Consider the following 20,999-nt stretch of genomic DNA (forward strand, 5'->3'; position numbering starts at 1 on the left):
TTCGGCTTCCTGTTCCTTTCGCGGTGCCTTTTCCAGACGAAGCTTTCTTCTTCCCCCCACTCTTTTTCTCGTTCAGCGTCTCCTCCGCTTTCTTCGCCGCAGGGGACTTTCTGGATCGCCCGGCTTTTTTCTCTGTCCCAGCTGTCTCCCCGGCACGCTCTGTACTCTGTCTTTTCCTGCTTGTATCTGCCACCTGTCTCATGCCTCCAATATTTCCCATGTATCTGCGGTTCCTCCTGTTTCACAAAATACAGCCTCCCGCAGACTGCTTTTCTCATTTTACATTCTTATTATCTCATTCAGTATACCCAAATTCAGGGAAAAAAGCAACGCTTTCCTAAAATTTTCGCACGTATGTTCTACCTTCTTTTCAGATTTTCACTAAAATCCGTCTTCGTCATCCGGTCGTGTGCATCTATTTCTTGTTTCTTCCCATCAATCGCCCGGTTCAGCCATGCAAGCGCTTCCCGGATCCCGCCGCATTCATCGATCAGTCCCTCCTGGACCGCCTCCTCGCCAACCAGGACCGTTCCCAGATCTTTTGTCATCATCTCCGTATTGAGCATCAGGCTTCGGAGGCGCTCATAGGAGATCTGACTGTGTCCGGACACAAAGCTTAAAATACGATCCTGAATCATTTCAAAATAATCATACGTCTGCACGGCACCGATCACCATCCCCGTCATCCGTACCGGATGTACCATCATCGTCCCGGTCGGGACAATAAAAGAGTGATCGACCGCCACTGCGAGCGGCACACCGATCGAATGGCTGTCCCCGATGACCAGTGAAACGGTCGGTTTGCTGAGCGAAGCAATCATCTCCGCCAGTGCCAGTCCACAGCTTACATCGCCGCCCACCGTGTTAATCAGGACTAAAACTCCCTCCGTCTCACCGCTCTCCTCGATCTCCGCCAGCTTAGGCAGAATATGCTCATATTTCGTCGTTTTCGTATTGCCGGACAAATTTTCATGTCCCTCTATCTCTCCGATGATCGAGATTAATTCAATGTGATTGCCATTCTTTCCCGTAATATCCGTCTGTCCATTTTCACGCTTCTGAATCGGATCCTCCTGCGCCTGTTCCCGACTTTCTCCCACCTTATCTGCCTGCTTGTCCCACGCTTCATTTTCCCATTCCCTGTTTTCACGATTTGCCCGAATCATATTTTCCTCTTTTCTGCGCTCTTTTCATCTTACACGCGGATTCAATGTTTTTTCTCAACTGCCTAATTCATTCTTAGTATTCTGTCTTCCTATTATCTTTATTCACTGAAACCGCTTTTTATACAAACAAGGATGTGCCTTGGCACATTCGGGCGTCTCGCGCGGTCGCTTGCGACATGTTTCTGCTTCGCGCGAGTGCGCATCCCCGCGGAGCGTTTTTTATTTCATAGGACACAATTTCCTATGAAACAGAAAAAAGAGAGCTGGGAAAAGCTGCCTTTTCTCCCTGCTCTCTTTCAAATATTTTTTATTGACTTTCCATGGAATTAATCGCCCAATACATTGACGATCTTCGCCGGGGTACGGTAATTCCAGGTGGAAATCTTGATACCATCCCTTGCATTCGACGCATGGCACACGCGCCCGCCGCCGATATAGAGTGCTACATGGTTGATCGTTCCACCGCTGTTTGTGTAGAAGATCAGATCACCCGGACGCATCTGGGAAGAACTGATACTTCTTCCTGCTCCCGCCTGGGAACCCGAATGATGCGGCAGGCCGACGCCGAAGTGTGCCATAACCGACATCGTAAATCCAGAACAATCCGTACCATTTGTCAAGCTGGTACCGCCCCATACATACGGATTTCCAAGGAACTGAGTCGCGTAGTTTGCGATCTGCGCACGCTTGGAGGAGCCGCTTAAAGATGCTTTCTGGCTGCCAGAACCACCGTTACTGCTGCTCTTGCTTCCAGAGCCTCCCTTGCTGCTCGCCGCCTTGGTTTCAGGCTCCGGTGTCTCCTCAACCGGTGTAAACTCGATCGCCTCATTTAACGCATACCGGACATCGACAAATTCAGTCGCTACATAGGCACTCGTCTCATCCAGTGCAATCTGCACCCAGCCATCCTGCTGGCTCATAACCGAATACCGCTCGCTGTTGGAAATCTGCGTCCAGATCGGCGCGTCCGTGTTCGGCTCCGTACGGGCATTCAGACGGTCAGTTGATACGATCGCCATCAGCTGTGCAACCTGCAGTGCCTCCTGCTTCGCCGCATCTCCAGTCAGAATAAATTCGGATTTAACATAGCCGGTAACCGGACCAGACTTGATCTTATACCAGCCGCCATCCTCAGTCGTTTCCAGAATCTCACCACCGGACTTGCTCGTCATCTTACCGATGATCTTCGCATCCTCCTTCGGCTCCACGCGGATATTTAAGTAGTTATTGACATTGGAAATACCCAGATTGTCATACATATTGAGAACCATCGTCCGCAGATCCAGCTTACGCGCTTCATTTAACGCATAGCGCACATCCACATAATCCGCTGAAATATAGCCCCCGCTGATCTGAATCCAGCCGTCCTGCTCGCTGACAATGGAATAACGCTCATTTTTCAGCGCCTGTTCCAGCACCTGCGCGTCCTCACTCGGCTCACTCCGGATATTCAGCTTGTCAGTCGTGATGACCGCCATCTTCTTGACCAGCTCAAATGCCTCCGTTTTTGCCGCCTCGCCAGTCTGTACAAATTCTGAACTGATGTAGCCCTCCAGACCGCCGGAAGATACCTGATACCAGCCTTCCTGCGAATCGTCCAGAATCTCGCACGCACTGCCGCCCATCAGCTTGCCGATGACATCGGAGGTTGTACTGGCGCTCTCACGCATATTAAGATAACCAGATACATCCACAATACCCAGATTCTGGTAGGACTCGACTACATTCTTCTTTTCTTCGTCCTCTTTTGCCTGTTCCTCATCCTCCGGCAGCGTCTCTCCGATCACGGTTTCCTGCGCCTCTGCCTCGGATGCCGATGCCACCCGGGCGTTTCCAGAACCTCCAAACGTGCCGCCCTGTGCCAGCTTCACGATGATAACCAGAGCCAGCACCACAATGACAGCACAGCCCCCGATCATGAACCAGTGCATCGGATCTTTGCCATTTCGTCTCTGACGTGCTTTCTGCAGGCGTTCTTTATAATCTTCTGTCTTTTGCTCTTCCATCTTATCCTCTCCCTATCAGTCTCCCAGCATATTGACAATCCGGTACGGATTCCGGTAATTCCAGGTAGAAATCTTGATGCCGCTTCTCCGGCTCGCCGCATGGACGATCTGACCATTGCCAATGTACATCGCCACATGGTTGACCGTTCCCTTGCGATTCGTATAGAAAATCAGATCGCCCGGACGCATCTTCGAAGAATCAATCTTCGTACCCGTCCGCGCCTGTTCCCGGGACACCCGCGGCAGGGACACGCCCGCCACATGGCTGTATACATACTTTGTAAAACCAGAACAGTCCACACCCGAATGCGGGTCATTACCGCCCCAGACATAACGGTTTCCGACAAACTGAAGCGCATAGTTGACAATCTGGGTCCGCAAGGATTCCTTTTCTTTTAATGGGGTAAATGGGATCGCCTCCGGCAATGCATAACGCACATCTACGAAATCAGTCGCCACATACGCACTCGTCGTATCGAGCGCAATCTCGACCCAGCCATCCTGCTGGCTTATAACGTCGTAACGCTCATTGTTAGAGATCTGCGTCCAGATCGGCGCATCCGTGCTCGGCTCCGTGCGGGCATTCAGGCGGTCGGTTGAAACGATCGCCATCAGTTCTGCAACCTCCATCGCCTCCTGCTTCGCCGCATCTCCTGTCAGGATATACTCCGCCTTCACATATCCAGTGACGGGACCCGACTGGATCTTATACCAGCCGCCGTCCTCGCTCGTCTCCAGAATCTCTCCGGCAGACTTGCTCGTCATCTTACCGATGATATTGCCATCCTCACTTGGCTGATCGCGCACATTCAAGTAATTATCCACACTGGAAATACCCAGATTTTTGTATAAATTCAGCACCATCGCACGCATATCCAGCTTCCGCGCCTCATTGAGTGCGTATTTGATCTCCGCATAATCCGTGGAAATATAACCGCTCGAAATCTGAATCCAGCCATTCTCCGGCTCACCCTCGACCACATAGCGCTCATTTTTCAATGCCTGACCGACAACCTCAGACTCCGTGTTCGGCTCTTTTCGGATGTTCAGGGAATCTGCCGTGATGAGCGCCCGCTTTTCAACCAGTTCCAACGCTTTTTTCTTCGCCTCATCCCCGGTCAGAACAAACTCTGAGCTGATATAACCAGAAATACCGCCAGATTCGACCTGATACCAGCCTTCGGTTGAATCATCCACGATCTCACACGCACTGTCGCCCATCAGCTTTCCGATGATGTTGCCGTCCGTGCTCGCCGTCTCACGCATATTCAGATAACCGGACACCTGCACGATACCCAGATTTTTATAGGAAGCTACCACTGCTTCTTTCTCTTTGATCTCCTCCGCTCTGGACTCTTCGGATGCCTCGTCCTTCGAAAGCTCTGATGCTGTCGCCGCCCCATTCTTTGCAGTTCCGGCTCCCGCCTGACGGCTGAGCAGGGACTTGCCTGCAAATGCTGCAACTGCAAGAGCAATTACCACTCCTGCTGCTATCACTCCGAAGCGCAGGTTCTGACTCTTATCTTCGCCCTGGCGCCTGCGCGAATGTCCCGCGGATTCCCGGACCGGATTTGGTGTCTGATCCTGAGCTGGCTCTGATTCCTGACTCTGAACTGCTTCCGGCTCTTGAATCCGCTCCGCCGCTGGCACCTGTTCTGACTCCTGCGTTTCTTTTTTGTTTTCTTCTTCTAACATATGGATCGCTCCTGATTTTTCTTGAAATTATGACTTAATATCTTAAACGTAATTTTTATTTTATCATATTCGTAGGGAATTGCCAAGGAAGGATGTGGAGGAAAAAATGAATTTTCTATAAATGAATTATTACAGAAGTGTTAAGTTGTAGATAAACGGTTAAGTCGTGAAAGGGGGAATTAGTTGGAAATATGGGAGAGGAGAATGCACGACTATAAGTGAGAAAGAATGCCCTCCGACCGCTTGCACCGCCGGAGGGCATTCTTTCTCACTTATAGTCGTGGTTTTTAATTTGTTGACCCACTTTTCATTCCATATACTTTTTGTCTGTTATCGGTTAATGATTTTGATAAAAGCCTTCAAATCTTATAACCCCTGCTTATTTGGCAAGCATCATACGGTCATTCGCAAATTCTTCTCCGCTTACCTTTTCAAATCTCTCTAACAGGTCTTCTACCTGCAGATTCTTCTTCTCTTCCCCTGCTACATCGTAGATAATCCGACCTTCGTGCATCATAATCAGACGGTTGCCGATCTGAATCGCATCTTTCATGTTATGGGTAACCATAAGCGCGGTCAGATTTTGTTCATCTACAATCTTTTCGGTGAGATCGAGGACTTTGCGGGCTGTTTTGGGATCGAGGGCGGCGGTGTGTTCGTCTAAAAGAAGGAGCTTTGGCTTCTGGAGGGTTGCCATCAGAAGGGTGAGCGCCTGGCGCTGTCCGCCGGAGAGTAAGCCCACTTTGCTGGTCATACGGGTCTGAAGCCCCAGGTCGAGCTGTGCCAATGCCTCACGGTAGAAGTCCTTTTCATTCTTTTTGATGCCCCAGCCGAGTCCTCTGGATTTGCCGCGGCGCAGTGCCATGGCAAGATTTTCCTGTATCTCCATATTGGCGGCGGTGCCGCGCATCGGATCCTGAAAGACTCTGCCGATATATTTAGCGCGTTTGTATTCTGGTTCTCTGGATATGTTTATGCCATCGATCTCGATTTTACCAGAATCGATCGGATATACGCCTGCGATCATATTTAACATGGTGGATTTTCCAGCACCGTTTCCGCCGATGATCGTCACGAAATCGCCCGGTGCCAGGTGTAAGTTGATACCGTTTAAGGCTTTTTTCTCATTAACAGTTCCTTTATTAAAGGTTTTCTTTACATTTGTTATCGTCAGCATTACTCCTCGCCCCCTTCTGAATAATCTTTTCTCAGCCGGTATTTAGCGAGTGCTACCGGAATACAGAGTGCCAGTGCTACAATGACAGCAGAGAGCAGCTTCATGTCGTTTGCATCCATACCCATGCGGAGTACAACCGCACGGATCACAAAGTAAATGACCGAACCGACAACCACGGAGGTCAGTTTCCAATAGAAAGAGGTCAATCGTCCCATCAGGACTTCGCCGATGACGATAGCCGCCAGACCGATGACGATAGCACCGGTACCACTTCCAACATCACCATATTTCTGGCTCTGGCAGACGAGTGCGCCGGAGAGACCGACCAGGCCGTTGCTGACCATCAGGGATAAAAGCTTCGTCATACGGGTGTCCACGCCCAGCGCGCGCACCATATCCTCGTTGTTACCGGTTGCACGCATCGCACTTCCGATCTCGGTTCCGAAGAACCAGTAAAGAAACAGAATAGCCGCCACAGCCAGCACAATTCCAACGATCATCGATGCCTGTGCCTGGGTCATCCCGAAGGAAGCAGCCAGACCGCTGATAAGTGTCTTGACTTTCAGAAGCGGCAGATTGCTCTTTCCTCCCATGATCCGGAGGTTGATCGACCAGAGGGAAATCTGAGTCAGAATTCCTGCCAGAATCGCTGGTATCTCAAATACAGTATGAAGAATACCCGTTACCGCACCAGCCACGACACCGGCTGCCGCTGCAACTAAAAGTGCCAGCACCGGATTTACTCCTTTGTTGACTACCAGGACTGCACAAACGCAGGCGCCCAACGCGAAGCTTCCGTCTACCGTCATATCCGCGATATCCATCAGGCGGAATGTAATATAAACTCCCAATACCATGATTCCCCAGAGAACGCCCTGTGCGACCGCGCCCTGCAGGGATACTAATAAACCGCTCAAACTTTTACCTCCCCGTGTTTTGTATTTTCTTCATCTGATTAACTGTAAAGACTGCCAGATCGGCATATTTATTTTATGCTTCTGATCTGACAGTCCATCTCATTTGAAGTTTAGGTCTTTCTGGTACTCTTTATTTCTCAAGTCCAGATACATCGATTCCCAGCGTCTCTGCTGTCTCTTCATTGACACTCAGCTCGCACTTGGAAGCGTCCAGATAACCGATCGGCATCTTAGAAATATCGGCGCCCTCAGTCAGGATTTTAACGGCCTGCTCACCGGTCATGTAGCCTAACTGGTAGTAATCAATACCGTAAGTAGCAAGACCGCCTGCATCTACCATGCCTTTCTCGCCGCAGATAACCGGAAGTTTATTCTCATTTGTTACCATCGTTACGGTTGCCATACCAGCCGCGATCATGTTGTCGGTTGGTGTGTATACACAGTCTACATTGCCAACCATAGATTCTACAACGGTAGGAATCTCATTGGAATTGGAAACGGTGTAATCTTCATACTCAATACCAGCTGTATCAAGTGCTTCTTTCGCCATGTCAATCTGAAGAACGGAGTTTGCCTCCGCGCTGCTATACAGAAGTCCGACCTTTTTTACATCTGGAATAATCTGCTGCATCAGATCAATCTGCTCTTTAACCGGAGTCAGATCAGAAGTACCCGATACGTTGCCACCCGGAACCTCGTTGCTCTCTACCAGACCGGAAGCCGCCGGATCGGTAACAGCGCTGACAAGAATCGGAATCGAATCGGTCACACCTGCAACTGCCTGTGCTGCCGGGGTTGCGATTGCAAAAATCAAATCATCTTTATCGTTGACCAGTTTTTCTGCGATCGTCTGGCATGCAGACTGCTCGCCAGCTGCATTCTGCTGGTCGATCTCGTATTTGATGCCTGCATCGTCCAGCGCTGCCACGAAGCCCTCATTGGTCTTATCCAGTGCCACATGCTGGGTCAGCTGTAATACGCCAATCTTATAGGTCTCGCCGTCTGCTGTCGGCTCTGCCTCTTTGCTTTCTTCTCCGTCTGCGGACTCCGCTGCTGTCGTGTCCGTACTTGCTGTCTGTCCTCCGCAGGCTGCCAGGGATGCCGCCATCGCGCCAGCCAGCATCAGGGCTGCTAATTTCTTTGTCTTTCTCATAATATCATCCTCCTGAACCTTTTCAACGTATGTAACAGATTTTCCTCTTATGCATCAAACCATGATTTATTTTTCACTTTAAAGAGCTGAACTGTTACGCTTTAAAGCAATCATACTACAAACTCCAAAAAGAGTCAACCTAAAATTCCACTATTTTATAGGGAATTTAGGTTGACTCTTTTTTATTTTGCTTCCGCGATCTGCAGTTTCACCGTAAACGTTGAACCTTTTCCGACTTCCGACTCTACCTTCACGCTTCCATGATAAAAATTCACGATATGCTTGACGATCGAAAGACCAAGCCCGGTGCCGCCCTGTTTGCGGCTGCGCCCTTTATCCACCCGGTAAAACCGCTCAAAAATACGGCTCTGGCTCTCCGCCGGGATGCCGACGCCGGTGTCGCGGACCGTCAGTATCATATCCGCGCCCCAGTGCTTGACCTGCACCCAGATTTCGCCGCCCTCGTTGTTATACTTGACCGCGTTTGTCAACAGATTGTTAAACAGCTCCTGCATCTGGCGCAGATCGGCACGAATCGTGAAATTCTCGCACTCTTTATGGACTGTGATGCCGCGCGACGCCGCCTGCGCGGCAATCGAAGACAGGCTGTCCTCCAGCAGTTCCACCGTGCAGATTGTCACAATATCTGCTTTCGCACCGCGCGATTCCAGACGGGAGATCATCAAAATATCATCCACCAGGTTCGTCATCCGCATTGCCTCTTTTTTTATGCGTCCCAGAAAATCACGTGCCGTGTCCGGATCCTGTGCCATACCGCTTTCCAAAAGCTCGACATAACCGCGGATCGAAGTGATCGGTGTTTTCAACTCATGCGATGCATTGCTGAAAAACTCCTGCCGGATCTGTTTTTCTTTCTCGATGCGCTCCAGATATTTCTTCATATTCCGGGACATCCGCGTCGTCGTGTCCGCGATGACATTGATCTCCTCATACGGACATTTTTCAAACTGAAAACGCGTGTAGTCGTCATCCATCCGCACCATTTCGCTGGAAATTTCCTGCAAAGGACGCGTGATGGACTGGGAAAACCGTTCCGCCTCCATTGCCGATGCAAAAAAAGCTATTCCAAAGCTCAAAAAGGCGGCCGGAATCAACATCAGGATATATTCACCCAAACCGGTTGAACAGGCAGAAAGGCGCAGTATGTATTTGCCGTCCGATGAACGGATCGCCGCGTACGCCATCTGCATTCCTAACGTTCCGGAACGGCGCACCGAATATCCATAGCCCGTCGCCAGCGCATCCTTCACTTCCTTGCGCTCCAGATGATTTTCCATCTGATTCACCTGCGCTACTTCCGTATCAGCCACCACCGTGCCATCCATCCGGATCAGCGTATAACGGCTATTATTGTCGTTCGTAAGGTCGCTCAAATCCATCAGCTGTTCTTCCACATTTCCCGTATAATCCAACATACGGTCAACGGATTCCAATGCAAAATGCATGTCCTCCCTTGACCGTTTGAGCAATACACTGCTGGTAACCACCAGAGCGATAAATGTATTCAGAACCAGCGCCAGGAATAACAGATGAATAAATTTCGTCAAAATCGCTTTTCGCATCGTTTCATCACTTTCCCGCGTCTTTTTCCTTTAAAAACCGATAGCCCACGCCGCGCACTGTCTTGATCTGGGCTCCGGCGTCATGCAGCTTCTGCCGGAGTGTCTTGATGTGCATATCCAGCGTTCTCGTCTCCCCATCATAGTCATAGCCCCAGATATGGTCGAGAAGCTCGTCGCGCGTCACCACCCGGTTGATATGTTCCATGAGATATGTTAAAAGTTCAAATTCTTTGAGCGTCAGCTCCGTCCGGTTGCCGCAGGCAATCACCTCCCGCGTCTCCCGGTTGATGCTGACTTCACCGATCGTCAGGCTGGAAACCTCCTCTTTTGCAGGTTCCACCCGCTTTAAAAGGTTTCTGACGCGCGCCGAAAGCTCCAGAATACCGAACGGTTTCGTCATGTAGTCGTCAGCACCGTTGTCAAGTCCCTGTACAATATCCATCTCACGATCCTTTGCCGTCAGCATCAGGACCGGGGCTGCGGAAAAGTCCGGCATCTCCCGGATCTTGCGGATCGCCGCCATGCCGTCCATCCCCGGCAGCATCCAGTCGAATACAAACATCGCCGGATACTCCCGCTGCGCCTCCCTGCCTCTCCGGAGCAGGGCCGAGAGGTTGTCAAGCGCTTCCTCTGCCGTCTCAAATCCGCTGGCGCAGTAACCGAAGTTTTCCAGTGCCACGCAGATCAGATTCCGGATATTTTCATCATCCTCAATCACATATATCCGATATTTCATTACTGCATCTCTTCCTTTACGTAGCCAGCTACATTCTTGGCATGATCCGCGATTCTCTCATAATTTGCCAGTGCATCCAGGAAGATAACACCGCCCTCAATCTTGCATTCTCCATTGGAAAGACGGTTCATATGGCTCTCGCGCATCTCCTCTTCCATATTGTCAACCTCTTCCTCCCAGCGGGCAGTCTGACGTACTTTCTGCATGTCATGCGCCTGACGCGCCTCCACGGACGCCTCGACCGATTTAAGCGTTGCATCTGCAATCGTCCGCAGCTCTTTCAGCGCCAGATCCGAGAAATCAATATTCACATTCTCAATCCGTTTCTTGGCAAGCTCTGCTAAGTTTTCACAGTGGTCACCGACACGTTCAAGATCACCGATTGTATAATACATATTCTTAACGAGAAGATGCTGTTCATCATTCAAGGAGAGGTTGTTGATCTTTAAGAGATATTCGGTCAGCATTTTCTCCATGCGGTCGATCGTCTCTTCATTTTCAAATACCTGTTCACAGAAATTATCATCTGCATCCACCAAGGCTGCTGTCGCTATTTTTAGATTGGCAACCGCTACCTTACCCATGTTGACAACCTCGTTGCACGCCGTCTCAATCGCAAAGGACGGAGTTTCGAGGATACGGTCGTCTAAGTGACGGATCATCTCGGTCTCGACACTGTTTGCCGACCACTCTTTCTCTGTCTCCTTCGGCTTCGGAACAATCACATCCGATGCCTTTACCAGGAAACCAGCAAACGGGAACATAATGCAGGTGTTGACAACGTTAAATATCGTATGGAAAATCGAAATTCCCACACTGTCCGCACGCGTCATCGCAAGCTCCGGATTCATCATAAACACGATGTATAAAGCGACGCCAAATACAACTGCACCCGTCACATTGAACAGAAGGTGAATGACCGCCGCACGCTTTGCCGTACGGGTCGTACCGATACAAGATAACAGCGCGGTCGCACAGGTACCGATGTTCTGTCCCAATGTAATAAAGACTGCTGACTGCCAGTTTACCATGCCGTTGATCGCCAGCATCTGTAAAATACCGACGGACGCGGAACTACTCTGGATGATTGCGGTAACTGCCAGACCGACTAAAATACCTAAAAGTGGATTCTGTCCCAGTACCCGGAAAGACTCGGAGAAGATCGGCGCATCCCGGTACGGCTCAATCGAACCAGACATGAAAGAAAGACCGATAAACAGGAGTGCAAAACCGATCAGGACTTCGGCACCCTCTTTTTTCTTGTGGCTCTTCGCAAACATCGTGATGAATGCGCCGATACCGAAGAGAACCGGTGCAAAGAACTCTGGCTTTAACACCTCGCCCCACTCACTCATCGACACAATCCAGCTCGTCACAGTCGTACCAATATTGGCACCCATGATGATGCCGGTCGCCTGCAGAAGATTGATAATTCCGGCATTTACGAAACCAACGACCATAACCGTCGTCGCGGAACTACTCTGGATGATCGCGGTAACGCCCGCGCCCACCAGCACGCCCAGCAAGCGGTTCGAAGTCAGGATCTCAAGCACACGTTGTAAACGGTTGCCCGCAAACTTCTGCAGACCATCCGCCATCGACTCCATTCCATACAGGAACATTCCCAGTCCTCCAATGAACTGAAAGAGGGTTCCCAAAGTACTAATAGACATACATATTCTCCCATCATCTTTTGATCTTTACACGTAGTATGTCTTCACTATATCAAATAAATGTAAAAATAACCAGCAGGAAATGTAAAATCTGTGTAAAATCTGATATTCGCAACACTGTACTGCCTGAATGAGAGGATGGTTACAGGACAGCCCGGTATCACTCCTATGGTGCCGGGTTGCGAAAGCCGCCTTCCACAAACCGCCCGCTCGCAAACATCGCCTGAACAGCAGCCCGGTAGTCAGATAGCTTCTGTGCCTTCTTAATCTTCTTCAATTCTTTTTCACATCCCGGAAAATGGCACTGGAAATAATACCAGAGTTCCTTCATTTTAAACAAAGTATTCCGGTCGCCAGACATGATTTCTGCATAACCGGTCAGGAGGCGATCGTGAAATTGCTGGAAGGATTGGAGATGAGTCGAGGATGGCAGATTCCGCATCTCTCCAAAAATCCACGGACTTGCAACCGCCCCACGCCCAAACATCAACGCGGCTAATTTCGTTTTTTTCTGCGTTTCGCCTTTGTCAGACAGTTCATCTTGTCCTACAATTTCTTCCATGAGCGCAGACGCATCCGCCGCCGAAAAAAGATTTCCATTATAGCTGACCGGGCAGCGGCTCTGCTCCAGCGCATACGCAAATGACTCCCTCCGTATTTTCCCCTTATAATAGTCCTCGCGCACTCTCGGGTGTACAATCAGTTCTTCCAGCGGATAGTGATTATAGATAGCAAGCAGGCGTGGAAATTCAGACGCTTCTTTCATGCCGATCCGGGTTTTGATCGACAAACGCACCGGCTTTCCATCCGACGCGTGGATTTTCTCCAATCCGTTGCAGACTTCCTCCAGAAACAAGCTCAAATCTTCCGGCTCGGCTAAAAATCCCGCGCCCTTTTTCTTCGTAACCACCGTCCCCGACGGACAGCCCAGGTTCAGATTAACCGTCCTATATCCATACTCCGCCAGTTCCTCGCAAACCCACAGAAAATCTTCCGCCGAATGCGTCAGAATCTGCGGGATCAGGCATAATCCCTGATTATGCTCTGGAAGAATATCGTTCCTCTCCCTGGATGTCAGCTTATGGCTGGAACCTGGTGCAATGAACGGACTGTAATACCGGTCAACGCCCCCATAAACGACTGCATGCGCCTGCCGGAATACGTATCCCGTGATTCCCTCCATTGGTGCAAAATCTAATTTTACACTCCTTGCATCGTTCGCGCTTATACGATTCGCGCCCACTTTTAATGCCTCTGGCTGAATCATTTTCTTCACGCTTCATTTTCTCCCAGTGATATGATATAGATCGGATTCTGCCCTTTCATCAAATGACTGGAACCAATCTTCTCCGCTTTTGCAATCTGCATGGACAGAATCTCCGCCTCTATCCCGCGCTCTTTCAGGTAACTCATAAGCACTGTCAGAGACTCCAGCGCAATCAGGTTGATCACAATCCGGATATTTGGGTTCAAGCGGAACAATTCATCCAGAATCTCGCGCATCTGTCCGGTTGTTCCCCCGATAAATGCCCGATCCGGTCGGTGAACACTTACCTGTGCAAATGTCTCCGGCGCCTTTCCCGGCACGATCGTGACCGCCTCTGTTCTGGCTTTCTCACAATTTGCCCGGATCAGTTCAACCGCCTCTTCCTTATATTCAAACGCACACACATGAATCCCCGGACAGCTTACCGCCGCTTCCACACTGACAGAACCCGTTCCCGCGCCAATGTCCCAGAACTCACAGTCCTCATACAATTCCAGCTTGGACAATGACACGGTCCGCACCTCACTCTTCGTCATCGGGACCTTGCCCCGGATAAACCATTCATCTCGCATTTGCTACTCCCCATTTTCTAGATTCTCATATAAATTCACTCAATTGATATATTTTTTCTGACTCCCTTTGGCACATACATCCAGCCATTTTCGCAAAAAATCTGGACAGGATGCATAATAGAGATGCGGAAATCCGCCAATCTGTCCTCCCTTTTCATGGATGCAGCGCCAGCTTCGGTTTCCGGTCGGTTTGACTGCCTCCCAGTCGGTGCCCGGATCTTCGCTCTCCCAGTAATGGAACTCATGCCCGTGAATTTCCTGACCGGATGAGGTCAGCAGACGCACATAGCCAAACCGGCGCAGGCGGTTCGTCCGGTAAGCGTCAAATGGATAAACGCCAGCCATTTCCCAGTGTTTTCCATCGCTTCCTTCAAGAGTACGGTGTAAATATAAAAATCCACCACATTCCGCCAGAAACGGCATTCCCGCCGCAATCGACCGCCGGATACTCTCACGCATCGCCGCGTTCTTTGCCAGCTCCCGTGCATAATTCTCCGGATAACCACCGCCAAATAAAAGCCCATCCACTCTGTCTGGGATTTTTTTATCCCTCAGTGGACTGAAATAAACCAGCTCCGCCCCCATCTGTTCCAGAAGGTGTAAATTTTCCTGATAGTAGAAGCAGAATGCCTCGTCACGAGCAACACCGATGCGGACGCGCGAGGTGACTTTTTGCTCTTGACATGCTGGGAATTTCGCTATACTTTCCGCCTCCATTGATTCGTTTTCTGCTTTTTCTTTCTCTTTGTTTTCTATCCTCAATGGAAGCATCCCTGCCACTTCCAGCACCCGCTCCACCGCGATCGACTTTTCCATCTGATCTGCCAATCGCCCGATCCTCTCGCGCAGCCGATCGATCTCGCCCGGCAGAAAAAGTCCCAGATGGCGGCTTTCCATGCGGTATTCCTCGGATTCTGGCAGATAACCAAGCACCGGAAGCCCCGACGCCTCTTCCACGGCTGCTGCCAGCCGCTCATAATACATCGAAGAAACCCGGTTCAAAATCACTCCGGCAATATGGCTTTTTTTCCGGAAATGTAAAAATCCAGATGCCATTGCTGCCGCCGACAACGATGCACCCTTACAGTCCAGCACCAGAATCGCCGGCGTGTCTGTGATCTCTGCAATCTCCCAGCTGCTGGCGGACGTTTCTGTTCCGCCCAAGCCGTCATAATAGCCCATGACACCCTCTAAAACTGCGATTCCCGCCTGTTCTTCCCGCACTGCATCCACCAAAACCTTCCGCACGCCTTCCGTCGGCAGAAAAAAGCTATCGAGATTTCGCCCGGGAATGCCGAGCACATAGCGGTGAAACATTGGATCGATATAGTCCGGTCCACATTTGCACGCAATCGGATTCAGACCGCGGCGGCGAAGGACTTCAAGCAGCCCGCAAGTCAGAAGGGTTTTTCCACTGCCGCTTTTTGGGGCGGCAAGCATGATACGTGGAAATACTCCGACAGAATCTGCAGGAAGCAAAATTTTATCTTCTTGTTCAAACCTTTTCAGCTGCTTTACATTCTTTATTTCATCCGTGACTTCCAGCAGCATCAAGCTCAAATCCGCAAATTCCAATTTTTTCATTTCTTCCGCGGTTCCGCTCCGGATCTGCTCTTCCGGGTACGATAAGTTTTCACCAACCGTCACCTGTACATTTCCATATCCCGCCTGTGTCAGACGTTCACAAAACTGTCCAGCTCCATTTTTGCCGCCCATGAGGATAAACGCACGCTTAGCCGGTTCTTCTGGATCACACAGACGTTTCATCACCCGATCGACAGACAATTCTCTTCCATGTGCGGAATAAATCGCCGCATCTTCCCAGTGCGTCCCCAGGCGTGCCGCCAGATAACTGACACAGGATGTACCCGGATAGACGGTAAATGGATAACCAGCTTCCCGCAGCCGCTCTGCCATCCTGGATGCCCCGCTGAAAAAGCCGGTATCACCCGAATACAGGATAACCGCCTGCTTCCATTCCGGGTGCTTCGATACAATCTGTATCACATCGTCAGGAAGATATGCTTTATAGCACTTCGTTTCTTTTTCCACCGCAGCCGCTGATTCCTGTCTGTTTTCAGCTTTTCCTTCCTTGCTAATCAGCAAATCATTCTGCAGCGCTCTCTCCGCGGATTCCAGCATACGCCCCGCGCCAATCAAGGCATCACTCTCTCGAATTGCCCGAAGGACTTCCCCTGTCATCTGGGACGGCTGTCCCATGCCAATTCCCGCCAGAATCAAATGTGTTTTTAACTCTCCAACATTCCCCTCATCCGCCTTCTTCAGCACCTCCATCGCCTCTTCCAGCGAAATACCATCCTCCTCCGGTCTGCGGATCACAACCACTCTGGTTCCATTTTCACGCGCCGCTTCCACCTTTTCCTGAAATCCGCCCGCACGCCCGGAATCTTTCGTCAATAGCCACTCCGCTTTTGTCTGTCGGAGAAATAGCGTATTCATTTCGGTGGAAAAAGGTCCCTGCATCGCAATCAGATGGCTGCCAGTTATCCCCAATTTTTCACATTTCTTCAAAACATTCGAAGTTGGAAGCACTCTCGCATACACCCGTTTTTGATAATCTGGTATCTGGCACAGGGCTTCCAGTTCTTTACTGCCGGTTGTGACAAAAATCACGCCGGAAACAGAAGAAAGAAATGACACTGCCTCCTGAATGGAATCAACCTCGACCCAATCACGTGCTTTGTTTTGTTCGCCCTCTGCGCGCAGGCACCGTTCCAGGCGGACACCGGTCCGTCCGCACGCTTCCTGGATTTCTTCTGAAACAAGTCTGGCATGCGGATGTGTTGCATCGATCACAAGATGAATCCCCTGGTTTCGGATAAATTCTTCCATCTGGTAACGATCCATCCGTCCGCGTAAGACTTTTATCACTGAGGATGCCTGAACATTTTTCAAGCTTTTCTTTGCAAGGCAAGTATTGTGGTTCAAATCTGGATTCCCTGCATTCCCAGACTCCATCAGCTCCTCCTGCAAAAGCTCCTCTCCATACTCCGAAGCCACGCTGACCCACGCCTCAATCTTTTCCCGGCTGCAATATTCCGCCAGCAGGCGCCCTTCTGTCGTTCCTCCAAATATCCATATTTTACACATCTCGGTATCCCCTCGGTGTCACCAGACATCCATTTAACATCTGCGTTTCCTTATTTCCAATAAATACGGTCGTAAACATATCCACCGGCGTCTTTTCCAGTTCTGCCAGTGTCAGAAGGTGCACCGCCTCGCCCTCGCGGCCAATATTCTGTACATATCCGCAGGCAGTCTCACCACTTTTATACTCTAAAAGAATCCGGCAGGCACGCTCCAGATAATCGTGGCGTTTCCGACTGGATGGATTGTAGAGGCAGATAATAAAATCCGCTTCTGCCGCTGCACGCAGCCTTTTTTCGATCACTTCCATCGGCGTCAGAAGGTCACTCAGGCTGATCACCGCAAAATCATGTCCCAACGGTGCACCAAGAATGGCTCCGCCTCCCAGCGCTGCCGTCACTCCTGGAATTACTTCCACGTTCACATCCGGGTACGCCTCTGCCATCTGCAGCACCAGCCCCGCCATGCCATAGACGCCGCTGTCCCCACTGCAGATCATTGCTGTTTTCCGACCATCCTGCGCCGCTTTTAATGCCATCTCACAGCGTTCCTTTTCCTGGCGCATCGGCGTTGTCAGAAATTCCGCCTGTGGATAAAATTCTTTCACCAGGTCCACGTATACCGTATAACCGATGATCACCTGGCTTTCCCGCAAAATGCGGTCTGCCCGGACCGTCATCTGTTCTCTCGCCCCCGGTCCAATTCCGATCACGTATAATTTTTTTTCTTCCACTGCTGCCTCCTTACTTGCTCCGATGCCGGAACCGCTACTGCTGCCGTCACACCGTTAAACGCCATTTTCTGTACTCTCAGATCGATCACAGGCAGATTTTTCTCATCCATCTCCCGTTCCCGGTAAATCCGGCGCACCCCCATGACGGCTGCACGCTCACAAACATTTCCTACCCCTACTGTCTTCCGCACAAACGGCGATTCTGCAAACTTCGTACCGGCACTCTCCAGCTCTTCCGGGGTAAAACTCCACAGTTCCACATTCCACTCCTTCGCAAGCGCCAGAAATGCCATCTCATTTTTCTTCCGATCTACCGTTGCAATCGCCCGCACCGCACTTTTATCAATAATCGCCCGAGAAAGTGCCACTCTTGCCATCTCCCGGACAGCATTCAGGGACGAATCCCGGCGGCATCCCATTCCAAGAACAACCGTTCGTGGATACAGGCGCAGAAGTTCCGGCGTACCTGATTCATTTTCCGGCTCATAACTTTGCTCTTTCTTCTGCTCACTTTTCTGCCCAAGCGATCCTATATCGGATTTTCCGACAGACATATCTATCTCAGCCGCCTTCGCCGAATCGCCGGTTTCCACTGCCACTACCGCCGCTGCTTTGGCTGCATCCCGCTGTTCCTTCTTCTCCTGCAGCCCAATCACCATATCCCGGCGCACCAGAGACGCTGGGGCATTTTTCGGGCATCCGCCCTGTTTCAGCGTCACATAGATGTTTTCCTTCTGCCATACGCCCGGAGTAATCTCTGCCGGAACGATTCCATCTACTGGATAATCACTGAAAAAGCCAATTTTTTCACCTCGCAGCTCCGCCGCAGAGATTTGTTTCGCCAGTTCCCGGTCACTGATCACCAGCTCATTTTCCGCTGCAAATACATCAACTGCAAATGCCTGCCGCAGATCCGTTGCCGTCGTAATTACCGGTTCTGCCCCCAGAATCTGCGCCGCTGCCTCTGCCAGTTCATTGCATCCGCCCACATGTCCAGACAAAATTGGGATCGCATAATGTCCCTGCTCATCGATCACCAGCACCGCCGGATCTTTCAGCTTATCCTGCACCCACGGCGCAATCAAACGGACTGCAATCCCCGCCGCCCCGACAAACAAAATTGCTTCCTTCTCCTGAAATGCTTCCTTGACCACCTGTTTCAGCGTTTTCGAATGTTCGGATCCTGTATAATCTAAAAAGTCAAACGCCTCTTCCATCTGCTGGCTTAATTTCTCCAGCAGACGCGTCGCCGTCTCTTTTCCCTGCGCAGTAAAGCAAATGCAGATACCGTTCCTGACCCGAAGTTTCAACTGCTCCATTTATAACAATCCCTTTCTATTACTCATATACAAAACCATCCGTCCCCTGACGGAATTCAGTTGTGAATTCTGGCGCATATAAACGTGAGCGCTCGTATCCCGCCTGGGCAGTCACATCCCCGACGATAATCAGAGCTGTTTTTTTGATATTTTCCCGCTCTGCCGCCTCTGCAAGCGTTGCAACCGTGCAGACAACCCGCTTTTCATCCGGCCAGGTCGCTTTGTACACGATCGCCGCTGGCGTGTCCGCCTCATATCCGCCCTTTATCAGCTCTTCCGAAAGCTTCTTCAGCATTCCCGTGCTTAAAAATATAACCATAGTCGCATGATGCGCTGCAAACGACGCGATGCTCTCCCGCTCCGGCACCGGCGTCCGCCCCGCCATCCGGGTGATAATCACGCTCTGTGAAACGCCCGGCAAGGTATATTCCAGATTCAATGCAGATGCCGCGCCACAGAAAGAGCTGACGCCCGGGCATACCTTATAAGAGATATTTAACTTGTCCAGCTCGTCCATCTGTTCCCGGATCGCACCATACACGCAGGGGTCGCCCGTGTGAAGCCGCACCGTCATCTTACCCGTCGATTCCGCTTCTTGGATCTTTTCGACTACTTCTTCCAGCGTCATTTTCGCACTGTCATAGACAACGGCTGATTCTTTTTTATAATCCAAAAGCTCTGGATTGACCAGAGAACCTGCGTAAATAATCTGGTCTGCCTGATTCAAAAGGCGTGCTCCCCGCACTGTGATTAAATCTGGCGCTCCCGAACCTGCTCCGACGAAATATACCATATATGTGATTTCTCCTTTTTTATTTAATATTCGAATCTCAACTTTTCGTAATTTATGATTATTCTATCTATCATTGCCTCTCTCCATCTCCAGCAGCTCCCGCACATACGCATCCGCCCCAGCTGTCCGCGCCATCAGTCCATAATTGCTCGAAAATAGCATTACCTCCGTCTGAACGCCGCTCTCTTCTTCCAATACCGCTTTGACCTGATTCGCCACCTGCTCCATGACCTGTTTCAGATATCCATGTTCATATAAGAAATCTGCCGCTTCCTCAGTCGTATTCATCGGCAGCAGGGCATCTGCCTCCGGAAATCCAACGGTCCGCGCGCATGCAGACAAAATCTCCATCCGTCTGTCACCATACCGGGAGTGTGTATTCATCACACCACCTGCCACTTTGACCAGTTTTCCAACATGTCCTGCCAAAAGCGCCTGGTGAATTCCTTCCTGTGAAAGCATTTTAAAGCTGGTCCCGATAAAATTACTGCACTTGATGAAATTTTCCATCGAAAGCCCGGTTTCTTCTTTTAAAAATCGTTCTCCATAATTGCCTGGCGCCACTGCCAGCAGCGAAACATCCTCCTGGGCGTGCACCCGGATATCCAGCCGGATCGTCTCAACCAATGCCGCCTCACTCATCGGGTTCACAATTCCAGTTGTTCCAAGCACCGAGATACCACCGATGATCCCCAGATGCGGGTTAAACGTTTTCTCCGCCAGCTCCCGCCCGGAAGGGATAGAAATCTCAATCCGCAAAGGTAACTCCGGCATGCCCGCCTCCCGGCGTGCCAGAGCCGCCTCCCGGAAAATAGCCGTCCGCGGTACCGGGTTGATCGCGTAATGCCCCACCGGACACGAAAGACCGTCCCGCGTCACCATGCCGATGCCCTCGCCGCCGGTTACCTCAATTCCCGGATACGCCGGGTCTGTGTAACCGCTTTCAGTTATGCTATCATGACAAGCCAGGACGGCCCGTGCACAAATCAATGTCCCATTCGTCACATCCGGATCGTCACCGGAGTCCTTCTGTACACCGCATACTGCGCTATCTTCCTCCCGCTCTGCCCGGACAATCGGCAGAATCGCCCGGACGCCGGA

At 50.7% G+C, this 20,999-nt stretch carries 18 protein-coding genes (1 of these 18 only partly in view); all 18 read right to left on the bottom strand.

Annotated elements, in window-relative coordinates:
* A partial coding sequence (locus QVO97_RS01735) for a hypothetical protein (protein ID WP_288188630.1) occupies window positions 1–220 on the bottom strand: 220 nt, incomplete at its 3' end.
* A gap of 139 nt (window positions 221–359) precedes the next feature.
* On the bottom strand, window positions 360–1,166 hold the full coding sequence (locus QVO97_RS01740) for a ClpP family protease (protein WP_022358698.1): 807 nt from the start codon (window positions 1,164–1,166) through the stop codon (window positions 360–362).
* Window positions 1,167–1,492: 326 nt separating this feature from the next.
* The gene (locus QVO97_RS01745; protein ID WP_022358699.1) at window positions 1,493–3,172 is read right to left on the bottom strand and encodes a C40 family peptidase; all 1,680 of its coding nucleotides are present in this window, start codon (window positions 3,170–3,172) and stop codon (window positions 1,493–1,495) included.
* Window positions 3,173–3,187: 15 nt separating this feature from the next.
* Window positions 3,188–4,867 carry a C40 family peptidase gene (locus QVO97_RS01750; RefSeq protein ID WP_022358700.1) on the bottom strand — a complete coding sequence of 560 codons (1,680 nt, stop codon included), beginning with the start codon at window positions 4,865–4,867 and terminating at the stop codon, window positions 3,188–3,190.
* 379 nt (window positions 4,868–5,246) lie between these two features.
* Window positions 5,247–6,044 (bottom strand): ABC transporter ATP-binding protein, encoded by a 798-nt coding sequence (locus QVO97_RS01755; protein ID WP_022358701.1) that lies wholly within the window; start codon window positions 6,042–6,044, stop codon window positions 5,247–5,249.
* On the bottom strand, window positions 6,044–6,961 hold the full coding sequence (locus QVO97_RS01760; RefSeq protein WP_022358702.1) for an ABC transporter permease: 918 nt from the start codon (window positions 6,959–6,961) through the stop codon (window positions 6,044–6,046). The genes QVO97_RS01755 and QVO97_RS01760 overlap by 1 nt, the downstream gene beginning before the upstream one ends.
* A gap of 130 nt (window positions 6,962–7,091) precedes the next feature.
* Complete coding sequence (locus tag QVO97_RS01765) at window positions 7,092–8,114, bottom strand: ABC transporter substrate-binding protein (protein ID WP_022358703.1); 1,023 nt, start codon at window positions 8,112–8,114, stop codon at window positions 7,092–7,094.
* Between the two features lie 182 nt (window positions 8,115–8,296).
* Window positions 8,297–9,697 carry a sensor histidine kinase gene (locus QVO97_RS01770; protein ID WP_022358704.1) on the bottom strand — a complete coding sequence of 467 codons (1,401 nt, stop codon included), beginning with the start codon at window positions 9,695–9,697 and terminating at the stop codon, window positions 8,297–8,299.
* Window positions 9,698–9,704: 7 nt separating this feature from the next.
* Complete coding sequence (locus QVO97_RS01775) at window positions 9,705–10,433, bottom strand: response regulator transcription factor (RefSeq protein ID WP_022358705.1); 729 nt, start codon at window positions 10,431–10,433, stop codon at window positions 9,705–9,707.
* Complete coding sequence (locus tag QVO97_RS01780; RefSeq protein ID WP_022358706.1) at window positions 10,433–12,106, bottom strand: Na/Pi cotransporter family protein; 1,674 nt, start codon at window positions 12,104–12,106, stop codon at window positions 10,433–10,435. The genes QVO97_RS01775 and QVO97_RS01780 overlap by 1 nt, the downstream gene beginning before the upstream one ends.
* 166 nt (window positions 12,107–12,272) lie before the next feature.
* Window positions 12,273–13,373: a tRNA dihydrouridine synthase gene (locus QVO97_RS01785; protein WP_320877726.1), complete on the bottom strand. Its 1,101-nt coding sequence runs from the start codon at window positions 13,371–13,373 to the stop codon at window positions 12,273–12,275.
* A gap of 5 nt (window positions 13,374–13,378) precedes the next feature.
* Window positions 13,379–13,945, bottom strand: coding sequence for a precorrin-6Y C5,15-methyltransferase (decarboxylating) subunit CbiT (gene cbiT / locus QVO97_RS01790; RefSeq protein ID WP_022358708.1), 567 nt, complete (start codon window positions 13,943–13,945; stop codon window positions 13,379–13,381).
* Window positions 13,946–13,984: 39 nt separating this feature from the next.
* A complete protein-coding gene (locus QVO97_RS01795; protein ID WP_022358709.1) occupies window positions 13,985–17,056 on the bottom strand; it encodes a cobyrinate a,c-diamide synthase in 3,072 nt (1,023 codons plus the stop codon).
* The gene (cobJ, locus tag QVO97_RS01800; protein WP_117795792.1) at window positions 17,049–17,732 is read right to left on the bottom strand and encodes a precorrin-3B C(17)-methyltransferase; all 684 of its coding nucleotides are present in this window, start codon (window positions 17,730–17,732) and stop codon (window positions 17,049–17,051) included. Before cobJ ends, QVO97_RS01795 begins: the two co-directional genes overlap by 8 nt.
* Before the next feature lie 29 nt (window positions 17,733–17,761).
* The gene (locus QVO97_RS01805; RefSeq protein ID WP_022358711.1) at window positions 17,762–19,105 is read right to left on the bottom strand and encodes a cobalt-precorrin 5A hydrolase; all 1,344 of its coding nucleotides are present in this window, start codon (window positions 19,103–19,105) and stop codon (window positions 17,762–17,764) included.
* A 19-nt stretch (window positions 19,106–19,124) separates the two neighbouring features.
* Window positions 19,125–19,898, bottom strand: coding sequence for a precorrin-4 C(11)-methyltransferase (gene cobM, locus QVO97_RS01810; protein ID WP_022358712.1), 774 nt, complete (start codon window positions 19,896–19,898; stop codon window positions 19,125–19,127).
* 63 nt (window positions 19,899–19,961) lie between these two features.
* On the bottom strand, window positions 19,962–20,984 hold the full coding sequence (gene cbiD, locus QVO97_RS01815; protein WP_369678366.1) for a cobalt-precorrin-5B (C(1))-methyltransferase CbiD: 1,023 nt from the start codon (window positions 20,982–20,984) through the stop codon (window positions 19,962–19,964).
* Window positions 20,947–20,999: the 3' end of a cobalt-precorrin-5B (C(1))-methyltransferase gene (locus tag QVO97_RS01820; protein ID WP_022358714.1), read on the bottom strand. 175 nt of this gene lie beyond the right edge of the window; 53 of the gene's 228 nt are visible here — the last part of the coding sequence; its start codon lies off the right edge, out of view; its stop codon occupies window positions 20,947–20,949. Before QVO97_RS01820 ends, cbiD begins: the two co-directional genes overlap by 38 nt.

It is taken from the genome of Clostridium sp. CAG:43 (assembly GCF_000434655.1).
In the GTDB taxonomy this organism is placed as follows: Bacteria; Bacillota; Clostridia; order Lachnospirales; family Lachnospiraceae; genus Otoolea; species Otoolea fessa.

Coding starts and splice junctions, on each gene's coding strand:
- cobJ (WP_117795792.1), bottom strand. CDS start 17,732: ATGACGGTCCGGGCAGACCGCATTTTGCGGGAAAGCCAGGTGATCATC.
- QVO97_RS01770 (WP_022358704.1), bottom strand. CDS start 9,697: ATGCGAAAAGCGATTTTGACGAAATTTATTCATCTGTTATTCCTGGCG.
- cobM (WP_022358712.1), bottom strand. CDS start 19,898: ATGGTATATTTCGTCGGAGCAGGTTCGGGAGCGCCAGATTTAATCACA.
- QVO97_RS01795 (WP_022358709.1), bottom strand. CDS start 17,056: ATGTGTAAAATATGGATATTTGGAGGAACGACAGAAGGGCGCCTGCTG.
- QVO97_RS01745 (WP_022358699.1), bottom strand. CDS start 3,172: ATGGAAGAGCAAAAGACAGAAGATTATAAAGAACGCCTGCAGAAAGCA.
- QVO97_RS01775 (WP_022358705.1), bottom strand. CDS start 10,433: ATGAAATATCGGATATATGTGATTGAGGATGATGAAAATATCCGGAAT.
- QVO97_RS01780 (WP_022358706.1), bottom strand. CDS start 12,106: ATGTCTATTAGTACTTTGGGAACCCTCTTTCAGTTCATTGGAGGACTG.
- QVO97_RS01805 (WP_022358711.1), bottom strand. CDS start 19,105: ATGGAGCAGTTGAAACTTCGGGTCAGGAACGGTATCTGCATTTGCTTT.
- cbiT (WP_022358708.1), bottom strand. CDS start 13,945: ATGCGAGATGAATGGTTTATCCGGGGCAAGGTCCCGATGACGAAGAGT.
- QVO97_RS01750 (WP_022358700.1), bottom strand. CDS start 4,867: ATGTTAGAAGAAGAAAACAAAAAAGAAACGCAGGAGTCAGAACAGGTG.
- QVO97_RS01785 (WP_320877726.1), bottom strand. CDS start 13,373: ATGATTCAGCCAGAGGCATTAAAAGTGGGCGCGAATCGTATAAGCGCG.
- QVO97_RS01755 (WP_022358701.1), bottom strand. CDS start 6,044: ATGCTGACGATAACAAATGTAAAGAAAACCTTTAATAAAGGAACTGTT.
- QVO97_RS01740 (WP_022358698.1), bottom strand. CDS start 1,166: ATGATTCGGGCAAATCGTGAAAACAGGGAATGGGAAAATGAAGCGTGG.
- QVO97_RS01765 (WP_022358703.1), bottom strand. CDS start 8,114: ATGAGAAAGACAAAGAAATTAGCAGCCCTGATGCTGGCTGGCGCGATG.